We start from the raw sequence: 19,951 nt of genomic DNA, 5'->3' as shown, positions 1-19,951 counted from the left end.
GTGACAGCAACGATCTCCACGACCTCGGTCACCCCCACCCGGCGGCGACGGTCGGCTCGACTGTCGCCGCTGCTGGTGGCGTTCGTCCTCGTGCCGTTCGCTGTCGAGAGCGTCTGGGTCTTCTGGCCGGCGATCCAGGGCTTCTGGTTCTCCCTCACCCGGTGGGACGGGATGACACCGCCGACCTTCGTCGGCACCGACAACTACGTCGAGCTGGCCGGCGACGCCACCTTCCGGGGCGCGCTGGTCAACACGGTGATCTGGCTGGTGCTCTTCGGCGGCCTCTCCGTGCTGGGTGGCTTCGGCATGGCGCTCGTCCTGCAGAAGGAGCGGCGCTTTGTCGGCTTCTATCGGGCCGCGCTGTTCACCCCTGTGGTGTTCTCGCTGGTCGTGACCGCGTTGGTCTGGCGGGTCTTCTACCAGCCCGACGGCGTCGCCGACACGCTGCTGCGGGCCGTCGGCCTGGAACAGCTGATCCGGCCGTGGCTCGCCGACCCGCAGACCGCCCTGTACGCGGTGATCCTGCCCGCGCTGTGGCGGCAGATCGGGTACGTGATGGTGCTGTTCCTGGCCGGGTTGAAGGCGATCGACCCGGCCCTGCACGAGGCGGCCCGGATGGATGGCGCAAGCGCCTGGCAGCGGCTACGGCACGTCACGATTCCCCAGCTCAAGGGGGTCAACGCAGTGGTGCTGTCGGTCATCGTGATCGACTCGCTGCGCTCGTTCGACATCGTCTGGTCGCTGACCAAGGGCGGGCCGTACCACTCGTCGGAGCTGCTCAGCACCTACATGTACTCGACCGCGTTCCAGAGCCTGCGGCTGGGCTACGCCTCGGCGATCGCTGTCGTGATCTTCGTGCTCGCGCTGGCCGTCATCCTCGGCTACCTGGTCCGCGCGTTCCGGGAGGAAGCGTCATGAACAAGCTCCGTACCGGGGCCTTCCACACCGGCATGATCCTGCTCTCGCTGCTCTGGCTGGGCCCGGTGCTCTGGGTGGTGGTGATGTCCACCCGGTCGTTCGACGACATCGCCGCGCACGGCGTGGGCAGCCTGCCCCGGTCGTTCACACTGGACACCTACCGGCAGGCGTGGACCGACGGCGGCGAGCTGCGCGCGCTGATCAACAGCATGCTGGTCACCGTCCCGTCGGTGGCGCTGAGCCTGGGGCTGGCAGCGATGGCCGCGTTCGCGCTGAGCCGCTTCCGGATCCCCGGGCGGCGCACGATCCTGCTGCTGATGCTCGCCGGCAACCTGCTCCCACCGCAGATCCTGCTCATCCCGGTGGCCAAGTTCAGCGAGCTGACCGGCCTGTACGACACGCTCTGGGCGTTGATCGCGGTGCAGGTCGGCTTCGGGCTCGGCTTCTACACGTTCGTCCTGCACGGCTTCATGCGGGACCTGCCGGGCGAGATCCAGGAGGCGGCCACCATCGACGGCGCCGGCACGGCGCAGATCTTCACCAAGGTGATGCTGCCGTTGACCCGACCCGCGCTGGCCGCCCTCGGGGCGCTGTCGTTCACCTGGATCTTCAACGACCTGCTCTGGGCGATCACCGTGCTGCGTACCGATGACAACATGCCGGTCACCCCGGCGCTGCTCGCCCTCCAGGGCCAGTTCGTCTCGTCCTGGAACGTCATCGCCGCCGGCACCGTCATCGCGGCCGTGCCCACCGTCGCGGTGTTCCTCCGCTTCCAGCGGCACTTCGTCTCTGGCCTGGCGCTCGGAGCGGTGAAGTGACCGCCGAGGCCGGGCAGCGCTGGACGCTGCGCGGCACGCACACCGAGTACACGGTGACGGTGCCGGCGCACGGCCGCTGGCTGGAACTTGTCGCGTGGGGGCCGCACGGCGTCTCCGACGGGCCCTCGCCGGTCGCCTACGACGGCCCGGTCCCGTTCCTCACCGCCGGGGACGCGGCCCCCATCGAGTACTCCACCGATGCCGACCGCCCGTTCACCGGCGCCGACCTGGTGATCGAGACCTCGAACGGGCAGCGCCGGGTGGGCTTCGTGCACACCGACGCGCGGGTCGACGCCGACCAGCGGGAGCTGGCCGTCGAGTTCGCCGACCCGGTCACCGGGCTGCGCGCCACAGTGCACTACCGGGTGCCGGCCGGCACCGACGTGGTGCAGCGGTGGGTCGAACTGGCCAACGACGGCAGCGACGCGCTGCGGGTCGTCCGGGCCGGATCGGGCGGGTTCTGCGTACCGACGCCGCACGGCGCGCTGCTCAGCCACCAGTGGGGCCAGTGGGAGCAGGAGTTCCAGCTCTCCCACGTCGAGCTGGGCCACGGCACGTTCAGCATCGGCAGCTCCCAGGGCGTACCCGGGCATCTGCACGTGCCCTGGCTCGCCGTGCGTGACACCGCCGAGCCGGCCGGTCCGGCGTGGGGGATGGCGCTGGCCTGGACCGGCTCGTGGGAGATCAGCGCCGAGCGGGACACCGGCGGCCTGACCCGCGTCCGGGTCGGCCGTCAGCTGGTCGACGGGCCGCTGGAGTTGGCCGCCGGCGAGCGGTTGGCACTGCCGGTGACCACCGGGGCGTACAGCCCGGACGGCCTGGACGGGCTGGCCCGGGTCTGGCACACCCACCAGCGGTCGCTGGCCGGCGACCGGCTCAGCCCCCGCCCGGTGCTCTACAACTCCTGGGAGGCGACCTACTTCGCGGTCGAGGCGCAGAGTCAGCTCGCGCTCGCCCGGATCGCCGCCGAGTTGGGCGTGGAGACGTTCGTCGTGGACGACGGCTGGTTCGTGGGCCGCGACGACGACACCGCCGGGCTGGGCGACTGGGCGCCCGACCCGGCGAAGTTCCCGGCCGGGTTCGACACCTTCATCGCCGACGTCCGCGCCCTCGGGCTGAACTTCGGGCTCTGGGTCGAGCCGGAGTGCGTCAACCCGAAGTCGTCCCTGTACGCCGAGCACCCAGACTGGGTCTACTCCGTCGACGGCCGACCGCTCACCCCGGTCCGCAACCAGTACCTGCTCGACCTGGGCCGGCCGGAGGTCGCCGAGTTCGTCCACTCCACGGTCGACGGCCTACTGCGCCGGTACGACATCGACTACCTGAAGTGGGACTTCAACAGGCCGCGTACCGAGCCGGGTCGGTCCGGCGGGTTGGGCCCCCTCGACCTGGACGGCGCGCACGTCGCCAACCTGCATCGGATCTACGAGCGGTTGCGCCGGGACCATCCCGGTGTGCTGATCGAGGCGTGTGCCGGGGGAGGTGCGCGGACCGACCTGGCGATGGCCGCCCGGGCCGACGTCTTCTGGCCCAGCGACAACACCGGCCCACTGGACCGGCTGGCCATCCAGTACGGCTTCCTGCACGCCAACGCCCCACACCTGCTCAGCTCCTGGGTCACCGACGCGCCCGGCCTGTTCGACACCCGCCCCCGGTCGCTGGCGTTCCGATTCGTCCTGGCGATGGCCGGTGTGCTCGGCATCGGCGCGGACATCCGGTCGTGGACCCCCGCCGAGCGGGCCGAGGCGGCCGGCTGGATCGCCCGCTACAAGGAGATCCGGGACGTCGTCACGCACGGCGAGGTGCACCTGATCGGTGGCCCCGACCAGGCCCGCTGTGCGGTGCAGTACTCCGCGCCGGACGAGAACCAGATCGTCGTGCTCGCCTGGCACACCGGTCGGCTCGACGGCGCGGGGCTGCTTCCGTCCCGCCCGGTCCGGTTGCCCCTTCGTGGCCTCGACCCGGCGGCCCGTTACTCGCACGGCGATCGGCACTACTCCGGCAGCCACCTCGCCACCGTCGGCCTGCCCGTGCAGTGGAGCGCGACCCACGACGCCGACCTCATCGTGCTGACCCGCGACTGAGATCGGAGCACCACCACCCCCACCCCCGAGGGACAGGAGTACCTCCATGCGCCTGAACCGACAGCTGACCGCAGCCCTGGCCGTGCTCGGCCTGGGCCTGGCCAGCCCGATGCCGGCGATGGCCGGCCCACCCCACGCCGACCCGCCACCGGCCGGCCACGGACCCGGCCGCCCCGGTCACGCCCCGGCGGCCACCGGCGCCGAGGACCAGGGCGCGCCGACCTTCTTCAACAGCGGCCTCGCCCCGACGCCCTACCAGGGCTGGAACACCTACTTCGGTCTCGGTGGCGACCCCACCGAGGCCGAAGTACGGTCGGTCACCGACTACATGGTCAACAGTGGCCTGCGGGACGCCGGCTACACCTACGTGTGGATCGACGGCAACTGGGCCGCGCCCACCCCGCGCAACGAGGCCGGTCAGCTCGTCGCCGACCCGGCCCGCTTCCCCGGCGGGATGGCGGCGCTGGCCGCGTACATCCACAGCAGGGGGATGAAGGCCGGCATCTACACCGACGCGGGCCCGTACCTGCCGGGGCAGTGTGGGCTCGGCAGCAACGGCCACTACCGGGCGGACATCGCCCAGTTCGCCGGCTGGGGCTTCGACGCGCTGAAGGCCGACTGGCTGTGCGGCCGGGCCGCCGGCCTCGACCCGGAGACCACCTTCCGGGAACTGGCCGAGGCGGTACGCCAGTCGCCCCGACCGATGCTGCTCAACATCTGCAACCCGGTCAGCTCGGACTGGGGCGGCGGCCCGTACACCCCGGAGCAGCTCTCCACCTGGAGCTACACGTACGCGCCCACCATCGCCGACTCCTGGCGGACGTACACGGACGTGGGGCTCACCGACCCGTCCCCGCAGTGGGCGTACCCGTGGGTGCTGCGCAACATGGACGTCAACGCGTACCACCCGGCGGCCACCGGGCCGGGGCACTACAACGACCCGGACTACCTGCTGCCGATGCGCCCGCTGCCCGACGGCGGGTACGAGCTGAGCCTTGACGAGTCCAAGACGCAGCTCGGCATGTGGGCCATCATGGCCGCGCCGCTGGTGATCGGCTCCGACCCGCGTGGCCTGCCGAAGGAGATGATCTCGGCGCTGACCAACCCGGAGATCATCGCGGTGGACCAGGACCCGCTGGTCCGGCAGGGCGTCAAGGTCGCCGACACCGGCACCGACGCGCAGGTGTGGAGCAAGGTGCTCGCCGGCTCCGGCAAGCGGGCGGTCGCGCTGCTCAACCGGCACGACAGCGCCCAGGAGATCACTGTGAACTTCGCCGACGTCGCCCTCGGTGGGTCGGTCAGGGTCCGTGACCTGTGGTCCCGCTCCAACGTGGACGCCCAGCCGGGCACCCCCGGCGTACAGCCGTTCACCGGCTCGTACACAGTCGAGGTGCCGGCGCACGGGGTGGCCATGCTCGGCCTGACCGGCGCCGACCAGGTCGCCGGCGCCGACCTCGGTGGCACCGCCAGCGCCAGCCCGGCGCTGGTCCGGGTGGACGACACCCACGCCACCGCCTTCGTTCGCGACGCTTCCGGTGCGCTGGCCGTCAACACCCGCACCGGTACGACGTGGGGCACGCGCTGGACCTCGCTCGGCGGCCCGGTCGGCGGCCGGATCCTCGGTCAGCCGGCGGCGTACGGCTCCGCCGACGGGCGGCTCGACGTCTTCGTCCGTGGCACCGACAACGCCGCCTGGCAGCGCAGTTACGTGGCCGGCAGGTGGGGACCGTGGCGCAGCCTCGGCGGCACGCTGACCGACGCGCCGACGGTTGCCTGGACCAGCCCGACGCAGTGGACGCTCGTCGCCCGCGGTGCCGACGGCAAGCTCTGGTCGCGTACGCCGAACGCCGGCTGGACCGGCGTCGGGGCTCCGGAGAACCGGCCGTTCTACGGTCGGCCGAGCGCTGTCGTCGACGAGGCCGGTGTGCTGCACGTGGCGGTCCGCAGCCGCACCGACGAGGTGTGGTGGAGCAGCCGGACCGGCACCACCTGGTCGGCCTGGACCAACCTGGGCGGTACCACCAGCGGCAGCCCGACACTGCTTGCCACCTCCGGCCGGGTCTACCTGTTCGCGCTGGCCGCCGACAACCGGCTCTGGCAGCGCAACCTGGCCGACGGGGCCTGGGGCGGCTGGTTCCGACGCGGTGAGTTCGCCACCGACGCGTTCCGGGGTGCGCCCGGGGCCGCCGCCGGTGGCAACGGCAGCGCCTGGCTGGCGGTGCGTGGCGTCGACGACCGGGTGCACCAGGTCACCCTCTGATTCACGGTGGCGGGCCGTCGACCTGACGGCCCGCCACCTGCACCATCCGTGCCGGGCCGTCCCACTGGGGGACCCAGGCGGCGGCCTGGTCGGCCACCACCTCCCGCAGCGCCCATTCGGCCACCTCCACGTCGTCGCGTCCCTCGGCACTGCCGGCGCGTTCCTTGGCGTTGCCGCCACCCGTCCATCGTCCGTCCCATCCGGACGATGCACGGCGCGGCTGGTCCGACGCTCATCTTCCGGTGGTACGACGCCAGCGTCCTGAACCACGCCACCATGCGTGGCGCGGACCGCAGCGGGCTGACCCGGTTCCAGCACCTGCCGGTCCCGCAGGTCGAGGCGGCGTTCGACGCGATCCTCGACGCCCACCTCGCCGTCGGCGCCGCCGGCCTCGTCGCGGTCGACCTCTACGACGGCTGCGTTCCCGAAGCCGTGGGTCAGGTGCGCGGTTGCTCGGAGTTCCACAGGCGTGCGGTCGGGCGGCTCTCCGCGTGGCCGAGCACCCGGAGCAGTACGTGCGCCATCGCCCAGGCAGAGCGGCTAGGCGCGGTGTAGGAACGGACGCATCTGCCTAGCCCGCGTCGTCAAGCGCGGAGCGGCGCCTGTGTCCCGTCGAGCGGGTGAAGCGCAGCCCCGGCCCGACCCTGGCTACCGGGAGCGAGCCCGTCGCCCGGAACGCGCGCTTGTGGTTGCCCGGCTTTAAGGGCTGCTCGGGCGTCGGCCGGCTGCTCTTACGTTCGTCGGTGGTAGTGGTTGCGACGGGGGAGTTGTTCGGGGTCGAGCCAGGCGGGTGGGATGAACTCGGGGTGTCCGTCGTCGCTGAGCCGGACGACCCAGTCAGCCTGGTGGACGTGTCGGTGGTGGTGGCCGCAGAGGAGCACGGCGTTGTCGAGGTTGGTGGTGCCGCCGTCGGCCCAGTGGTGGATGTGGTGGGCGGCGCACCAGCGCGGTGGTCGGTCGCAGCCGGGGAAGGCGCAGCCGCGGTCGCGAAGCATCAGGGCGCGGCGCAGCGGCCCGGTGATGAGGCGGCGTTGTCGACCCACGTCGAGGACCTGACCCGTCCCGCCGAGGACGGCGGGCAGGATAGTGGCGTCACAGGCGAGCCGGCGCACCGTGTCCGGGGTGAGTTCTAGGCCGATGTCGAGTGCGCCGGCACCGAGTTGCCGGGTCAGCCCGTCGTAGGTGGTGGTGATGACGATCTGGGCGGAGTCGCCTCCGCTGTCGGGCAGTTCGCCGGTTCGGAGGGCGAGTCGGCAGACATCGGCGAGGGCGTCGTGGCGGCGTTGACCGGGGGAGCGAGTGTCGTCGGGGCCGGATGGTGCGGTCAGTGGGTCGATGGCCGCGCGGAGCAGGCCGGCGGTTTCGGTGTCGAGGGTGCCGGTGAGTCGCAGTCTGCCGTCGGTCTGCTCGGACAACGTGAGGTGCCGGTCGCGGGCGGCGCGGCGTGCTTCGGCGTCGAGGGCGGCTTGGGTGGCGGCGTCGGCGATGTCGGGGGCGACGTGGTCGAGGATGCGGGTGCCGAGTTTGCGCAGGTGGGTGGGGTCGAACTGGCTGGCCCACTCGGTGAGCAGGCTGGCGGCCTTGTCGGCGGCCTGCGTGCCGGCGGTGGCCTGGACGGTGGTGGCGGTGTCGGCGATGACCCGGGCCTGGTCCAGGCTGATGGCGCCGTCAGCCAGCGCTTGTCGGATGCCGGGGTTGGCGGTGTCGAGGGCCGTGGAGAGGTCGATGAGGCGTCGGGCGGCGGGGATGGTGAGTCGCAGGCGTTCGCGCAGCCACACCGCGGTGTTGGAGGCGCCTTGCGTGCGGGCGGTGCCGCGGCCGTCGATCTCGCGGACGAGGGTGAGGGTGACGGCGGCGAGGCGTTGCTGAAGGCGGTGCGCGGCGTCGAGTGCGGCGATCAGCTCGTGCTCCGGCAGGGCCCAGGCGGCAGCGTCGAGGCAGGCCGCGACCGCGTCGTCTGCCAGCGCCAACTCCTCGACCATGACCCGACACTAGAACAGGTGTACGACAATCCCAGTTGCCATGATCGATTGCCCGGCGGCAGACGACGTGAAGTTGGCAGGGCAGGCAGGGCTGCTGCGGTTTGGGAGCCTGTCGGCAGTGTCGCTTCGGAGCGCGGGCTGGTTCGGAGCGTCAGTCGCGCCGGACGAGGCCCGGGCCGGCGATGATGTCGATGTCGCCGTCGGCGATCTCGTGGCCGACGGCGCACCGGAGCACGGCGCGGATCGGCTCGCCGCAGTCGTGGTGGGTCGCGACGACGGACGGGCCGGTGTCGGTGGCGGCCCAGGTGTCGCCCCAGTTGCGTAGTGCGGTGATGACGGGCAGGAGTTCGCGGCCCTTGCGGGTGAGTTGGTACTCGTGGCGGGTGCGCTGCCCGGGCTCCCGGTAGGGGATTCGTTCGAGCAGTTCGGCGGCGACCATCTCCTTGAGGCGGGCGGCCATGGCGGGCTCGCCGACGCCCACCCGGCGGACGAAGTCGTCGAAGCGGCGCGTGCCGAGCAGGGCCTCGCGCATGATCAGGACCGTCGACCTGCTGCCCACGATGTCCATCGCCCGGGCCACCGAGCAGTTTTCGCTCGTCCAGGAATCGCGATCGTCTCGGAGGTCCTCCATGCCCTCCAGCCTACCTGACTTGCGTAGATGCTAGCCAGGTGCTTCACTGGGTTGCGCTGACTTCAGCATACGCAAGTCAGATCACCAGCCTGAAGGATCTTCAGTGACCACCAGCGCCACGGCCCCAACCCCACCCGGAGCGGCTCCAACCGGGAAGAACCCACCAGGACCGGCCGCGACCGCTCGTTCGTCGGTGCGTGGGTCCCGCCCGGTGACCCTGATCGCCATGTGCCTGGGCGCGATGATCACGTTCCTTCAGATCACCGCGACGGTCTCCGCGTTGACCACGATCCAGCGGGACCTGCGGGTCGACCCCACCACTCTGGTCTGGATCCCCAGCGCCTACACCCTGATGGTGGCGAGCGTCGTGCTGTCCGCGGCCACCCTGGGCAGCCGCTACGGGCGAAGGCGCATGTTCGGCGCCGGGGTCGTCGCGATGATCGCCGGCGCGGCCGTCGTGGCTGGCGCTCCGACCGTCGCGTGGGTGATCGTCGGGCAGTTGGTCGCCGGCCTCGGCGGGGCCCTGATCCTGCCGAACAGTCTGGCGATCCTCGGCGCGACCTTCACCGACCCGCACCGACGGACCGAGGTCATCACCGCGTGGTCGGCGGCGTCCGGCATCGGCCTCGCGATCGGCCCGCTCATCGCAGGCTTCCTGCTGCGGCACTACCAGTGGCACAGCGTCTACCTGTCGACGATCGCGCTGGGTCTGGTCACCCTCGTCGTCGCCATCGTCGGGGTGGCCGAGTCCCGGCCGAGCGCCGCCCGACTCGACGTGCCCGGCCTGCTGCTGGGCACCGTCGCCATCGCGGCAGCCGTCTACGCGCTGATCCAGGGCGGCAAGGTCGGCTACACCAGCCCGGTGGTGTCGACGGGCTGGGTCGTCGCAGTCGTCGCACTTGTCGCGTTCGTGCTGGTCGAGCTGCGGGCCAGCGCGCCAATGCTCGACGTGCGGCTGTTTCGGTCCGCGTCGTTCAGCGCCGTCATGGTCGTCGCCGCGGTGTCGCTGTTCGGTTTCACCGGTGTGGCGATCCTGCTGGTCCTCTTCCACGAACGTGCCCAGGCGCTCAGCCCGCTGGACACCGGCTGGCGGATGCTGGTGCTCTTCGGGGCGTACGTGCTGGTCGCCTTCGGTGCCGGGCGCGCGATTCGTCGTACCGGATTCAAGGCGCCGTTGACCCTCGGCCTGGTCCTCGGTGCGGTGGCCAGCTTCGCGCTGGCGAACCAGGGGCCGACCACGTCGTTCGGTGACCGCTGGGCGCTGTTCGCGTTGTTCGGGGCGGCCGGCGGTCTGGTGGTGGCCCCGGCGACGGCGGCGGCGTTGGCCAGCGTCTCGCCCGCCCAGGCCGGCATGGCCTCCGGCGCTGTCAACGCCGCCCGCCAGGTCGGCTCGGTGCTCGGCTCGTCAGTGCTCGGCACGCTCCTCACCACCACGATGGTGGCCGACCTGCCGGACCGGCTCGCCGCGCACCAGATCGGCGAACCCACCCGCACCGCCGTGCAGGCTGCGGTGGCCTCCGGTGCCAACGGCGGCCGACCACTGTCCGACCCGGTCCGGGCGGCGATCGCCGAGGCACTGACCTCCGGTGTCCAGGCCGGGTTGCGGGTCAACGGCGTCGTCTTCCTCGTCACCGCGGTGCTGGCGGTCACCCTGATCCGCAACCGGCCGCACCAGCACTAGGAAGCCAACGCGTCCAACTCCTCGACGGCGTCGGTCGGCAGTTTCAGGTCGGCCGCCGCCATGTTCTCCCGCAGGTGCGCCAGGCTGGAGGTGCCGGGGATCAGCACCGTGGTGGGGGAGCGCTGGAGCAGCCAGGCGAGGGCGACCTGCTGCGGTGAGGCGCCCAGTCGGGCGGCCACGTCGTCGAGCGTGTCGGACTGCAACGGCGTGAACCCGCCGAGCGGGAAGAACGACGCGAACGCGATGTTCTCCTCCGCGCACCTGTCGACCAGGGCGTCGTCCCGCCGGTTGGCGAGGTTGTAGAGGTTCTGCACGGTGACCACCGGCGCGATGGCCTGCGCCTCGTCGAGCTGGTCGAGCGTCACGTTGCTGAGCCCCAGGTGCCGGATCAGCCCTTCCTGCCGCAGCTCTGCCAGGGCGGCGAACTGCGCACCGAGCGGCGCGTCGCCGGTGCCCTCGGCCATGCCTACCCGCAGGTTGACCACGTCGAGCACGTCCAGGCCGAGGTGTTCCAGGTTCTCCCGTACCTGGGCCTTGAGGTCGTCCGGCTCCAGAGCCGGGATCCAGGAGCGGTCGGCGCCGCGGCGCGCGCCGACCTTGGTGACGAGGTGCAAACCCTGGGGGTACGGGTGGAGCGCCTCGCGGATCAGCTCGTTGACGACGACGGGCCCGTAGAAGTCGCTGGTGTCGATGTGCCGGACGCCCAGGTCGACGGCCTCGCGGAGCACGGCGAGCGCCTGCTCGCGGTCGCGGGGCGGGCCGAAGACACCCGGGCCGGCCAACTGCATCGCCCCGTAGCCCATCCGGCTCAGGGTGAGGCCGTCAGCGGGGGTGAGGGCACCGCCGGGAAGGTTCTCGCTCATCTCATCCTCTATCCGTGATCGCAGTAGGTACGCGTCGACTGTCCGCCGGCAGCCGGCCGGGCGGCAGGGCGAGCTGTTCCTGGTAGTGACACAGCCAGTCACCGGGCCGCCCGGCGATCTACCGTCGGTGGCATGGACGCAACGAACCCGCTCGGCGACTTCCTGCGCGCCCGCCGGGAGCAGACCCGGCCCGAGGACGTCGGGCTCGGCCCGGGCGTGGGCCTACGACGGGTGCCGGGACTGCGGCGTGAGGAGGTGGCGATGCTGGCCGGCATCAGCGCCGACTACTACCTCCGATTGGAGCAGGGTCGCGAGCGGCACCCTTCGGTGCAGGTCCTCGACGCCCTCGCCGGAGTGCTGCGGCTGGATCCGGAGGCGACCGCGTACATGATCGGGTTGAGCCGTGCGCGGTCGCGCCGTGCGTCCCGACCGGCCGCCGAGCGGGTCCCGGCCAGCATCCTGCACCTGCTGCGGCAGCTCTCCATGCCGGCCTTCGTGCAGAATCGCTACCTCGACATCCTGGCGTCGAACCCGATGGCGAGGGCGCTGTCGCCGAATCTCGCCCCGGGTGCCAACCGACTCCTGGCGGTGTTCCTGGACGAGGCCGAGCGAGAGCTGTTCCGCGACTGGCGGCAGGCGATGCAGGGCGTCGTGGGGCAGATGCGTGCCGACTCGGGCGGGGCAACCAACGACCCACGGTTGACGGCTCTGGTGGGCGAGTTGTCACTCAAGAGCGATTGCTTTCGGCAACTGTGGGCGCGTCACGAGGTGCGTCGGCGGGAGGGCATCGTCAGTCGGCTGCACCATCCTGAGGTGGGCGACCTCGACCTGTACTGCGACAAGCTCGCGGTGGCGGGCGCCGACGGGCAGCTACTGGTGATCTACCACGCCGAGCCCGGTACGGAGTCCGCCCGCTCGTTGGCGCTGCTCGGCTCGATCGCCGCCAGCAGCGCCGACGACACGCCGGACAGCCTCCGGCCCGGCGACCCGGCCCGCCTCTATCCGCTTGAGTGAGCCGGTCAGGGCCGCTGCGGGGCTACCTGGCTGGGGAGGTGCTCGTAGCGTTTGCGCATGGCCTCGCTGGCGGCCGGGCCGGCGGCGAACACGAAGTCGACGTCGTCGAGCGGGCGACCGGTGCGGCGGTCCACGATCACCGGGTCGGCCTCCACCCCGGTGGTCCGGTCGACGAGGATCATGCTGCGCTCGCTCGGATCGAGGCGTGAGTTACCCCAGGCGGCGAGGGCGACGACGACGGGCCGCAGGCTGCGGCCGAGGTCGGTGAGGACGTACTCGTAGCGGTCGGGCCTGGTCTGGTAACGGCGACGTTCGAGCAACCCCTGCCCGGTGAGGGTCTTCAGCCGGCTGGTCAGGATGCTGGACGACACGCCCAGGTTGGCCTGGAACTGGTCGAACCGGGTGTAGCCGTCGAAGGCGTCGTGCAGGATCAGCAGCGTCCACCACTCGCCCACGTGGCCGAGCGCGCTGGACAGCGGGCATTCGCGGTCCTCCAAGCGGAGGACACTCCGGCCGGCACCGTGGTGACCGCGACGATCACCGGCGACTTCCCCGGCAGCCCGTTCGCCGGCCTCCGGTACCGCTTCAGCGACTACGACGACACCGCGATCCGGCAACTACGCATCGCCCCCTGACGACACGCCGCGCCCCCGGACGACCGCATCGCGCCCCCGGACGACCGCATGGGCGCTGGTGGCCGAGCGACGGACGGGATGGCAGGGCGGCGGACTTGACGACGCTCGTTTGTGAGTGCACACTTACAAACATGCGATCCACCGCCGCGGCCCGCCGGGTCACCGTCCTGAACACCGCAGTGTCGGTGTTCGCGCGCGCCGGCTTCCACGCCACCCCGGTCACCGCCGTGGCCGCCGCCGCCGGCATCTCCGAGGCGTACGTCTTCCGGCTCTTCTCCGGAAAGCTCGGCTTGTTCGTGGCGGCAGCGGGGGCGTGTTTCGACCGGATCGCCGACGCGATCGAGGCGGGTGCGGAGCGCGCCGGGGGTGACAGCCCGGAGGAGATCCTCGACGCCATGGGCGGTGCCTACGCGGAGCTGATCGCCGATCGCGACCTGCTGCTCTTCCAGGTGCAGGCGCAGGCCGTCACTGACATCCCGGAGGTCGCCGAGGCGGTGCGGGCCGGCTACCGGCGGGTCGCGACCTTCGTGCAGAGTCGGGCCCGGGCCAGCGACGCGCAGGTGCAGCAGTTCTTCGCGTACGGCCAGTTGTGTCACCTGATCGTGACCGCCGGCCTGGAGCAGGTCGCGGAGCCATGGGCTCGCGCCCTGACCGCCGGCATTCGCCACCCCTGACCGACCCCGATGCTGGGCCGCCTCGGCGGCCCACTCTTTTGGACCGACAAGTGTGTGAGTGCACACTTACAAACAAGGGAGAACCCCGATGACCACCGAGACGACGATCACCGAAGTGGTACTGCCCGGCGTGGTGGAGCCCGACGGCCTCCGGCTGCACCGGCGCGCCATGCCCGTCCCCGCCCCGGGGCAGGCACTCGTCCAGGTCGAGGCCACCGGCATCTCGTTCGCCGAGCAGCAGATGCGCCACGCGCTCTACCCCGGCCAGCCGAAGTTCCCGTTCGTGCCCGGCTACGACCTCGTCGGCACCGTCCGGGCGGTGGGTCCCGGCGGCGACGACGCACTGGTCGGCACCCGGGTGGCGGCGGTCACCAAGACCGGCGCCTGGGCCACGCACGCGATTGTCGACATCGACGCCCTGGCCCCGGTGCCCGTCGGCCTGGACCCCGCCGCGGCCGAGACCGTCGTCGTCAACGGGGTGACCGCCTGGCAGATGCTGCGGGACGCCGACCTGACGGCCGGGCAGACGATCCTCGTGCACGGCGCGAACGGCGGCGTCGGGAGCGTGCTCGTCCAACTCGGCCGACACCTCGGACTGCGGGTCATCGGCACCGCCGCCGAACGACACCACGCCGGGCTGCGCGCGCTCGGCGTCGAACCGCTCGACTACCGCGACCCGGACATGGCCGCGCGGGTCCGCGCTCTGTCGCCCGGTGGCGTCGACGCCGTCTTCGACCCGGTCGCCGGCCCGGGCGTACGCACCTCGTACGCCCTGCTCGCCCCCGGCGGCAAGCTGGTCGTCTACGGCAACGCCGCCGCCGTGGGCACCGGGCAGTCGGTCGCGTGGGTCTTCGTGAAGCTGCTGACCCGCCTCTACACCTGGAACGCGCTGCCCAACGGCCACCGGGCCGGCTTCTACAACTTCTGGGCCGGTCAGCTCACCCGCCGCGCCGCGTTCCGCCGTCGCCTGCGCACCGACCTCGGCATCGTGCTCGACCTGCTGCGGCAGGGAGTGATCGTGCCGCAGATCGCCGCTCGCTACCCGCTCAGCGAGGTCTCCGCGGCACTGGTGTTCGCCGAGAACCGCAGCCGGGCCGGCAAGGTGGTGCTGGAGCCCTGACCTCCGGCCCGTCCAGGGCGCTGGTGCGGCGGGGCGCCGCGAGGGCGTACGGTGAACATGTCGCCCGGGACCCCGGTGGCCGCCAGACGCCGTCGCCACCAGCCCGCCAGGGGCGTTACCGCTCATCTTCTCCATCGCCGCGACGTAACGGTCGTGTCGGCTGATCGCAGACCGCGTCCCGACCGACCGGCGCCGCGTCGCCGGTGTCCGGCGGTCGGTTGCCCGACGCGCGCACTTGGGTACACCCTCCGTGCGAATTGTTCCGAACGCCTTAACTAGGGAGTACCAGATGAGGATCGCCAGGGATCGGATCGTCGCCGCACTTCGCGACCGGGGCCAGCAGGCGCGGGCCGACTGGGTCGAGCGCGAGCTGCCGGAGCGCGTGGACCCGGCCAAGCACTCGGGGCTGCTCGCCACCCTGAACCTCAACCCAGCTGATCTCGTCGACGCGTCCTCCCCTTGAGGGTTGCGCTGCTCGGACCGGTCGCCTGGCGTACGCCCCCGCACCACTACGGCCCGTGGGAGCAGGTGACCGGCTTGCTCGCCGAGGGGCTGGTCAGCCGCGGGGTCGACGTGACGCTCTTCGCGACACTGGACTCCGTCACGTCCGCCCAGCTCGACGGAGTCTGCCCACGGGGGTACGCGGACGACCCTGATCTGGACGGTCGGGTGTGGGAGGCGATGCACGTCTCCCACGCGATGGCCCGCTCGGCGCAGTTCGACCTGGTGCACAGTCACCTGGACTGGCTGCCGCTGGCGTTCGCGGAGCACTGCCGCGCGCCACTGCTGACCACAGTGCACGGTTTCTCCGGCGCGGGGATCCTGCCCGCCTATGGCCGAGCCCGCTCGTCGTACGTGTCGATCTCCGACGCCGACCGGGCGCCGGAGCTGGACTACGTGGCCACGGTCTACCACGGCGTCGATGTCGCCGGACTGCCGTTCACCAATGAGGCCGGTCCTGGGCTGGCCGCCTTCGGCCGGATCCACCCGGACAAGGGCACCCACACCGCGATCGAGATCGCCCGCCGCGCCGGCCGGCCCCTCACCATCTGCGGGATCGTGCAGGACGAGCGGTACTTCGCTGAGCAGGTCGCCCCACACATCGACGGCGACCAGGTCATCTTCCTCGGGTCGGTGGGTCCGCGACGGCGTGCCGAGGTGCTGGGTGACAGCACCGCACTGCTGCACCCGATCGCCTTCGACGAGCCGTTCGGGCTGTCGGTGGTGGAATCGATGGTCTGTGGCACCCCGGTCGTCGCCTACAAGCGAGGGTCCATGCCCGAGGTCGTCGACGAAGGGGTGACGGGTCTCCTCGTCTCCACCGTCGACCAGGCCGTCGAAGCGATCACCCAGGTCGCCGGGCTCGATCGGGTGCAGTGTCGGGCGCTGGCGTTGAAGCGCTTCAGCGCGGACCGGATGGTCACCGACTATCTCGCCGTCTACGACAAGCTCGTCGGCAACTGACTGAACTGCACCGCTCTCCGTTCCGCCGGTCACACACGCTGACCGGCGTGCGCCGTCCCCGCGTGAGGCTCACCCGTACTCCTGCGGTGGCCGACAACCGGAAGGCCCGACGTTCATGCTCAGCTACGGATTCCTCAGCACCCACCCACCGACCCGGTGCGGACTGGCCACCTTCAACGCGGCCCTCGCCGCCCAGTTGACCGCCGACGGCACCCGCGGCGGCATCGTCCGGGTCACCGATCACGGCGACGACCAGCGGCCCGTACCCGGGGTGGTGCACACCTGGTCGGCGCGTAACCCGGCCGGCTGGCGGGAGGCTGCGGCCGCTCTGAACGCGTACGACGTGGCGATCGTCCAGCACGAGTACGGCATCTACCCCGGCACCGACGGCGAGGAGGTCCTGCCGTTGCTGCGGCGGCTCAGCGTGCCGAGCATCGTGGTGCTGCACACAGTGCTCAGCCAGCCCTCGGCCCGGCAGAAATCCCTGTTGGAGCAGATCGTGGCGACCGCCGGGGCGGTCGTCACGATGACCGACACGGCCCGCGACCGGCTGCTCGTCGGGTACGCCGTGCCACCGGGCAAGGTGACCGTGATCCCGCACGGCGCGGCCGAACTCGCCGGTGTGCCCGTCGACCGACGTACCCGCCCGCACCTGTTGACCTGGGGGCTGCTCGGGCCGGGCAAGGGCATCGAGTGGTCGTTGCGGGCCCTCGCGCGCTTGCAGGATCTGGAACCGACTCCGACCTACACGGTGGCGGGGCGGACCCACCCGAAGGTGATCGAGCACCACGGTGAGGCGTACCGGGCGGGGCTGCACCAGCTCGGTGCCCAGTTGGGCGTCGCGCACGCCGTCGACTACCAGGACGTCTACCACGACCAGGAGGCGCTGGGCCGGTTGATCCGCTCCGCCGACGTGGTCGTGCTGCCCTACGACTCCCGCGAACAGGTCACCTCCGGAGTACTCATCGAAGCGGTGGCCGCCGGAGTGCCCGTCGTGGCGACGGCGTTCCCGCACGCCGTCGAGCTGCTGACCGGTGGGCCCGGCCTGGTCGTACCCCACCAGAACCCGGCGGCACTGGCCAAGGCGATCCGGCGGGTCCTGATCGAACCGGGCCTGGCCGCCCGGCTGGCCGGACGGGTTCGTCCGCTGGCCGCGCACCTGCGTTGGCCCGCGGTGGCGGCCCGCTACGGCGCTCTCGCCGAAGAGCTCGCCGACGCCCGCAAACCCGCCATCAGCGCCGTGCCGGCGTGACGGCGACCACCGGACGCTCCCGGACGTCGACGGGTGGGCGCTGGGTGACGGCACCCGCGCCCAGCTTCGCGCACCTGGCTCGGCTCAGCGATGACACCGGTCTGTTCGAGCACGCACGGCACGCCATCGTCCGGCGTGAGCATGGTTACTGCACCGACGACGTGGCCCGTGGCCTGCTGGTCGTGAGCCGCGAGCCGGAGCCGAGCGAGGAACTGCTCCGGCTGGCGGAGGGTTACCTGGCGTTCCTGACCCACGCGCAGGACGCTGGCGGAGCGTTCCGCAACCGGCTCGGGCACGACCGGCGCTGGGTCGACGAGGCAGGGCTCGGCGACTGGTGGGGTCGAGCTCTGTGGGGCCTGGGCACTGCCGTCGCCCGCAGCCCCGCCCCATGGGTACGCGAGGAGGCGCTGGTCGCCTTCAGTCGGGGTGCCGCCCGCCGGGCCAAGGCCCCGCACACGATGGCCTTCGCCGGTCTGGGCGCGGCCGAGGTGCTTCGCCGTCACCCGGGTCACGTCGCCGCCGCGTCCCTGCTGGCGGACGCGGCCAGCACGATCGGCCCGCCGGCCTCCGACGCGGGGTGGCCGTGGCCACGGCAGGAGCTGACGTACGCCAGTGCCGCCCTCGCCGAGGTGGTCATCGCCGCGAGTCAGCTTCGCGAGGGTGGCCCACCTCTCGACGATGGCCTACGCATGTTGACCTGGCTGCGCGATGTCCAGCTCCGCGACGGGCGGCTGTCGGTCGTACCGGCCGGAGGTTGGCGGCGCGGCGCCGTACGGCTGCACCACGACCAGCAGCCGATCGAGGTCGCCGCCTTCGCCGATGCCTGCGCCACGGCGGCCACCGTCACCGGTGACCCGGCGTGGGACGACGGGGTGCGGCAGGCGGTCGGGTGGTTCCTCGGCGACAACGACCTCGGCACGCCGATGTGGGATCCGGCGACCGGCGGTGGCTACGACGGGCTGACCGCGCACGGGCCCAACCTCAACCAGGGCGCCGAGTCCACCCTCGCGCTCATCTCCACGCTGCAGCACGCCCGGCGGTGGTCGTGACAGGGAGTCTGGCCGTCCGACAGGACGTCACTCTCACCCCGGATCCGCGCCGCGTCATCGTCAAGCTCTTCGTGCCGGGTGAGGACGCCGCCGTGGTACGGACCCGCGCGCAGGCGCTGATCGACCGGGTCGGGCAGCTCGACGACGAGGAGACCGCACGGCTGCTGCGGGAAACCCTCGACCGGTTCGGCGCCCGGCACCGCGACCTGGCCGGCACCTTCCACCACCACTACGAGCTGGTCCGGCACCGCGCCGCACGGGCCCGGGACCTCTCACCGAGCAGCCGGCTGCTGGTCGGCGCCTACTTCAGCCACGAGTACGCCGTCGAGGCCGCCGCCCTGTGCAACCCGTCGATGGTGGTCCACCCGGACCAGGGCGGTCTCGGCCCGGGGCAACTGCGCGTCGCCATCAGCCTGCGCCAGGTCGGGGAGGGCCACGTGTCCTCTATCGGTTTCGCCACCGCGATCGTCGGACCAGGTGAACAGCTCAGGATCGCCGACCGGGCCGGGCCGTTGGCCGTCGGGCAACGGACTGGCGTACGGCACCGTCGGGACCTGCTCGTTGCCGGCTTGGCCGAGGAGGGCTGCGACAACGAGGTCGCTGCCACCGTGCTGGACGCGTTGCCCGAGTGGTACGACGGGGCCGCCTTCGAGCGGGTGCTCGGCAACCTGCCACCCGATCTGCTCTCCCGCAGCACCGGGTTGGCGACCGTCGAACAACTGCGTCGTACCAACGCCGGTAGCTACGCCACTGCCTTCCCCGCGGACACGGCCCTGCACCAACGGGTGCTGTGGCCGGCGACCCCGGCGGAGAGCAACGGCATGGAGGACGCCCGGTTCGTCCGCTTCGTCGATGAATCCGGGCCGGTGTACCGGGCCACCTACACCGCCTACGACGGCCGGAACATCGCCACCCGCGCGCTGGCCAGCGACGACCTGCGCCGTTTCGAGATGACCCCGATGCGCGGACCGGGTGCCCGCAACAAGGGGCTCGCGCTGTTCCCGCGTACCGTCGGCGGCCGGCACCTGGCACTGTGCCGTGCCGACGGCGAGACCATCGGCCTGACCGCCCTGGACGGCGAGAGCCGCTGGCAGGCCCCGACCCCGTTGCACGCACCGGGCGAGAGCTGGGAACTGATCCAGGTCGGCAACTGCGGATCACCGATCGAGACCGACGTCGGCTGGCTCGTGCTCACCCACGGCGTCGGGCCGATGCGTCGGTACGCGATCGGTGCGCTCCTGCTCGACCTGCACACACCGGAGCGGGTCATCGCCCACCTGCCTGGTGCGCTTCTCGCACCCGACGACAACGACCGGGACGGGTACGTGCCGAACGTCGTCTACTCCTGCGGTGCGCTCGTGCACGACGGTGAGCTGTGGGTGCCGTACGGGGCGAGTGACGCGCGAGTGGGATTCGCCACCGTGCCGTTGTCCGCGCTCCTCGGCGCGATGGTCGAGGCGGGCGGAGAATGCGCTGGGGCGAGGTAGCCTCACCGCTGGACAGGGG

At 71.8% G+C, this 19,951-nt stretch carries 19 protein-coding genes; 14 read left to right on the top strand and 5 right to left on the bottom strand.

Going from position 1 to position 19,951, the window contains the following annotated elements; all coding sequences use genetic code 11:
- Genes NIE111_RS07870 through NIE111_RS07855 form a run of 4 tightly spaced genes read left to right on the top strand, consistent with a single transcriptional unit; the run spans position 1 to position 6,080 of the window.
- Positions 1 to 918 (top strand): carbohydrate ABC transporter permease, encoded by a 918-nt coding sequence (locus tag NIE111_RS07870; RefSeq protein WP_238683732.1) that lies wholly within the window; start codon positions 1 to 3, stop codon positions 916 to 918.
- Complete coding sequence (locus tag NIE111_RS07865; protein WP_196920834.1) at positions 915 to 1,736, top strand: carbohydrate ABC transporter permease; 822 nt, start codon at positions 915 to 917, stop codon at positions 1,734 to 1,736. The genes NIE111_RS07870 and NIE111_RS07865 overlap by 4 nt, the downstream gene beginning before the upstream one ends.
- Positions 1,733 to 3,820 carry an alpha-galactosidase gene (locus tag NIE111_RS07860; RefSeq protein WP_238683731.1) on the top strand — a complete coding sequence of 696 codons (2,088 nt, stop codon included), beginning with the start codon at positions 1,733 to 1,735 and terminating at the stop codon, positions 3,818 to 3,820. Before NIE111_RS07865 ends, NIE111_RS07860 begins: the two co-directional genes overlap by 4 nt.
- 46 nt (positions 3,821 to 3,866) lie before the next feature.
- Complete coding sequence (locus NIE111_RS07855; RefSeq protein ID WP_238683730.1) at positions 3,867 to 6,080, top strand: DUF8189 domain-containing protein; 2,214 nt, start codon at positions 3,867 to 3,869, stop codon at positions 6,078 to 6,080.
- A gap of 1 nt (position 6,081) precedes the next feature.
- Here the strand turns inward: NIE111_RS07855 and NIE111_RS31930 are convergent, their stop codons facing one another.
- Positions 6,082 to 6,210, bottom strand: coding sequence for a hypothetical protein (locus NIE111_RS31930; protein ID WP_274530794.1), 129 nt, complete (start codon positions 6,208 to 6,210; stop codon positions 6,082 to 6,084).
- Positions 6,211 to 6,287: 77 nt separating this feature from the next.
- Here NIE111_RS31930 and NIE111_RS07850 point away from each other — a divergent pair, with 77 nt between their 5' ends.
- Positions 6,288 to 6,635: a hypothetical protein gene (locus NIE111_RS07850; protein ID WP_238683729.1), complete on the top strand. Its 348-nt coding sequence runs from the start codon at positions 6,288 to 6,290 to the stop codon at positions 6,633 to 6,635.
- Between the two features lie 176 nt (positions 6,636 to 6,811).
- On the opposite strand, the gene NIE111_RS07845 is transcribed toward NIE111_RS07850, so the two are convergent.
- On the bottom strand, positions 6,812 to 8,062 hold the full coding sequence (locus NIE111_RS07845) for an HNH endonuclease signature motif containing protein (protein WP_238683728.1): 1,251 nt from the start codon (positions 8,060 to 8,062) through the stop codon (positions 6,812 to 6,814).
- 151 nt (positions 8,063 to 8,213) lie between these two features.
- A complete protein-coding gene (locus tag NIE111_RS07840; protein WP_238683727.1) occupies positions 8,214 to 8,693 on the bottom strand; it encodes a winged helix-turn-helix transcriptional regulator in 480 nt (159 codons plus the stop codon).
- 211 nt (positions 8,694 to 8,904) lie between these two features.
- Between NIE111_RS07840 and NIE111_RS07835 the strand changes: the two genes are divergently transcribed.
- Positions 8,905 to 10,374, top strand: a complete 1,470-nt coding sequence (locus NIE111_RS07835; protein WP_238683726.1) for an MFS transporter — start codon at positions 8,905 to 8,907, stop codon at positions 10,372 to 10,374.
- On the opposite strand, the gene NIE111_RS07830 is transcribed toward NIE111_RS07835, so the two are convergent.
- Positions 10,371 to 11,237, bottom strand: a complete 867-nt coding sequence (locus NIE111_RS07830) for an oxidoreductase (protein WP_238683725.1) — start codon at positions 11,235 to 11,237, stop codon at positions 10,371 to 10,373. The two genes, NIE111_RS07835 and NIE111_RS07830, sit on opposite strands and share 4 nt — an antisense overlap.
- A 132-nt stretch (positions 11,238 to 11,369) precedes the next feature.
- Here NIE111_RS07830 and NIE111_RS07825 point away from each other — a divergent pair, with 132 nt between their 5' ends.
- Positions 11,370 to 12,251 (top strand): helix-turn-helix domain-containing protein, encoded by an 882-nt coding sequence (locus NIE111_RS07825; protein ID WP_238683724.1) that lies wholly within the window; start codon positions 11,370 to 11,372, stop codon positions 12,249 to 12,251.
- Positions 12,252 to 12,256: 5 nt separating this feature from the next.
- Here the strand turns inward: NIE111_RS07825 and NIE111_RS07820 are convergent, their stop codons facing one another.
- A complete protein-coding gene (locus tag NIE111_RS07820) occupies positions 12,257 to 12,748 on the bottom strand; it encodes a winged helix-turn-helix transcriptional regulator (RefSeq protein ID WP_238683723.1) in 492 nt (163 codons plus the stop codon).
- A gap of 269 nt (positions 12,749 to 13,017) precedes the next feature.
- Between NIE111_RS07820 and NIE111_RS07815 the strand changes: the two genes are divergently transcribed.
- The 7 genes from NIE111_RS07815 (at position 13,018) to NIE111_RS07785 (ending at position 19,932) form a co-directional block, all read left to right on the top strand.
- Entirely contained in the window at positions 13,018 to 13,560 is a 543-nt protein-coding gene (locus NIE111_RS07815; protein ID WP_238683722.1) for a TetR/AcrR family transcriptional regulator, read from the top strand.
- A gap of 88 nt (positions 13,561 to 13,648) precedes the next feature.
- Positions 13,649 to 14,680 (top strand): medium chain dehydrogenase/reductase family protein, encoded by a 1,032-nt coding sequence (locus NIE111_RS07810; RefSeq protein WP_238683721.1) that lies wholly within the window; start codon positions 13,649 to 13,651, stop codon positions 14,678 to 14,680.
- 289 nt (positions 14,681 to 14,969) lie between these two features.
- Entirely contained in the window at positions 14,970 to 15,143 is a 174-nt protein-coding gene (locus NIE111_RS07805; RefSeq protein WP_238683720.1) for a hypothetical protein, read from the top strand.
- On the top strand, positions 15,140 to 16,144 hold the full coding sequence (locus NIE111_RS07800; RefSeq protein WP_238683719.1) for a glycosyltransferase family 4 protein: 1,005 nt from the start codon (positions 15,140 to 15,142) through the stop codon (positions 16,142 to 16,144). Before NIE111_RS07805 ends, NIE111_RS07800 begins: the two co-directional genes overlap by 4 nt.
- 115 nt (positions 16,145 to 16,259) lie before the next feature.
- Positions 16,260 to 17,396: a glycosyltransferase gene (locus tag NIE111_RS07795; RefSeq protein WP_238683718.1), complete on the top strand. Its 1,137-nt coding sequence runs from the start codon at positions 16,260 to 16,262 to the stop codon at positions 17,394 to 17,396.
- Positions 17,393 to 18,445, top strand: coding sequence for a glycosyltransferase (locus NIE111_RS07790; protein WP_238683717.1), 1,053 nt, complete (start codon positions 17,393 to 17,395; stop codon positions 18,443 to 18,445). Before NIE111_RS07795 ends, NIE111_RS07790 begins: the two co-directional genes overlap by 4 nt.
- Complete coding sequence (locus NIE111_RS07785) at positions 18,442 to 19,932, top strand: glycoside hydrolase family 130 protein (protein WP_238683716.1); 1,491 nt, start codon at positions 18,442 to 18,444, stop codon at positions 19,930 to 19,932. The genes NIE111_RS07790 and NIE111_RS07785 overlap by 4 nt, the downstream gene beginning before the upstream one ends.
- Positions 19,933 to 19,951: the final 19 nt, after the last annotated feature.

The organism is Micromonospora hortensis (assembly GCF_022230935.1).
GTDB classification, from domain to species: Bacteria; Actinomycetota; Actinomycetes; order Mycobacteriales; family Micromonosporaceae; genus Micromonospora; species Micromonospora hortensis.
This window is presented reverse-complemented; position numbering and strand designations above follow the sequence as displayed.

Bases quoted from the DNA above. Each gene is read 5' to 3' on its own strand.
- NIE111_RS07865 (WP_196920834.1), top strand. From the start codon at position 915: ATGAACAAGCTCCGTACCGGGGCCTTCCACACCGGCATGATCCTGCTC.
- NIE111_RS07855 (WP_238683730.1), top strand. From the start codon at position 3,867: ATGCGCCTGAACCGACAGCTGACCGCAGCCCTGGCCGTGCTCGGCCTG.
- NIE111_RS07850 (WP_238683729.1), top strand. From the start codon at position 6,288: ATGCACGGCGCGGCTGGTCCGACGCTCATCTTCCGGTGGTACGACGCC.
- NIE111_RS07845 (WP_238683728.1), bottom strand. From the start codon at position 8,062: ATGGTCGAGGAGTTGGCGCTGGCAGACGACGCGGTCGCGGCCTGCCTC.
- NIE111_RS07840 (WP_238683727.1), bottom strand. From the start codon at position 8,693: ATGGAGGACCTCCGAGACGATCGCGATTCCTGGACGAGCGAAAACTGC.
- NIE111_RS07830 (WP_238683725.1), bottom strand. From the start codon at position 11,237: ATGAGCGAGAACCTTCCCGGCGGTGCCCTCACCCCCGCTGACGGCCTC.
- NIE111_RS07825 (WP_238683724.1), top strand. From the start codon at position 11,370: ATGGACGCAACGAACCCGCTCGGCGACTTCCTGCGCGCCCGCCGGGAG.
- NIE111_RS07815 (WP_238683722.1), top strand. From the start codon at position 13,018: ATGCGATCCACCGCCGCGGCCCGCCGGGTCACCGTCCTGAACACCGCA.
- NIE111_RS07810 (WP_238683721.1), top strand. From the start codon at position 13,649: ATGACCACCGAGACGACGATCACCGAAGTGGTACTGCCCGGCGTGGTG.
- NIE111_RS07805 (WP_238683720.1), top strand. From the start codon at position 14,970: ATGAGGATCGCCAGGGATCGGATCGTCGCCGCACTTCGCGACCGGGGC.
- NIE111_RS07795 (WP_238683718.1), top strand. From the start codon at position 16,260: ATGCTCAGCTACGGATTCCTCAGCACCCACCCACCGACCCGGTGCGGA.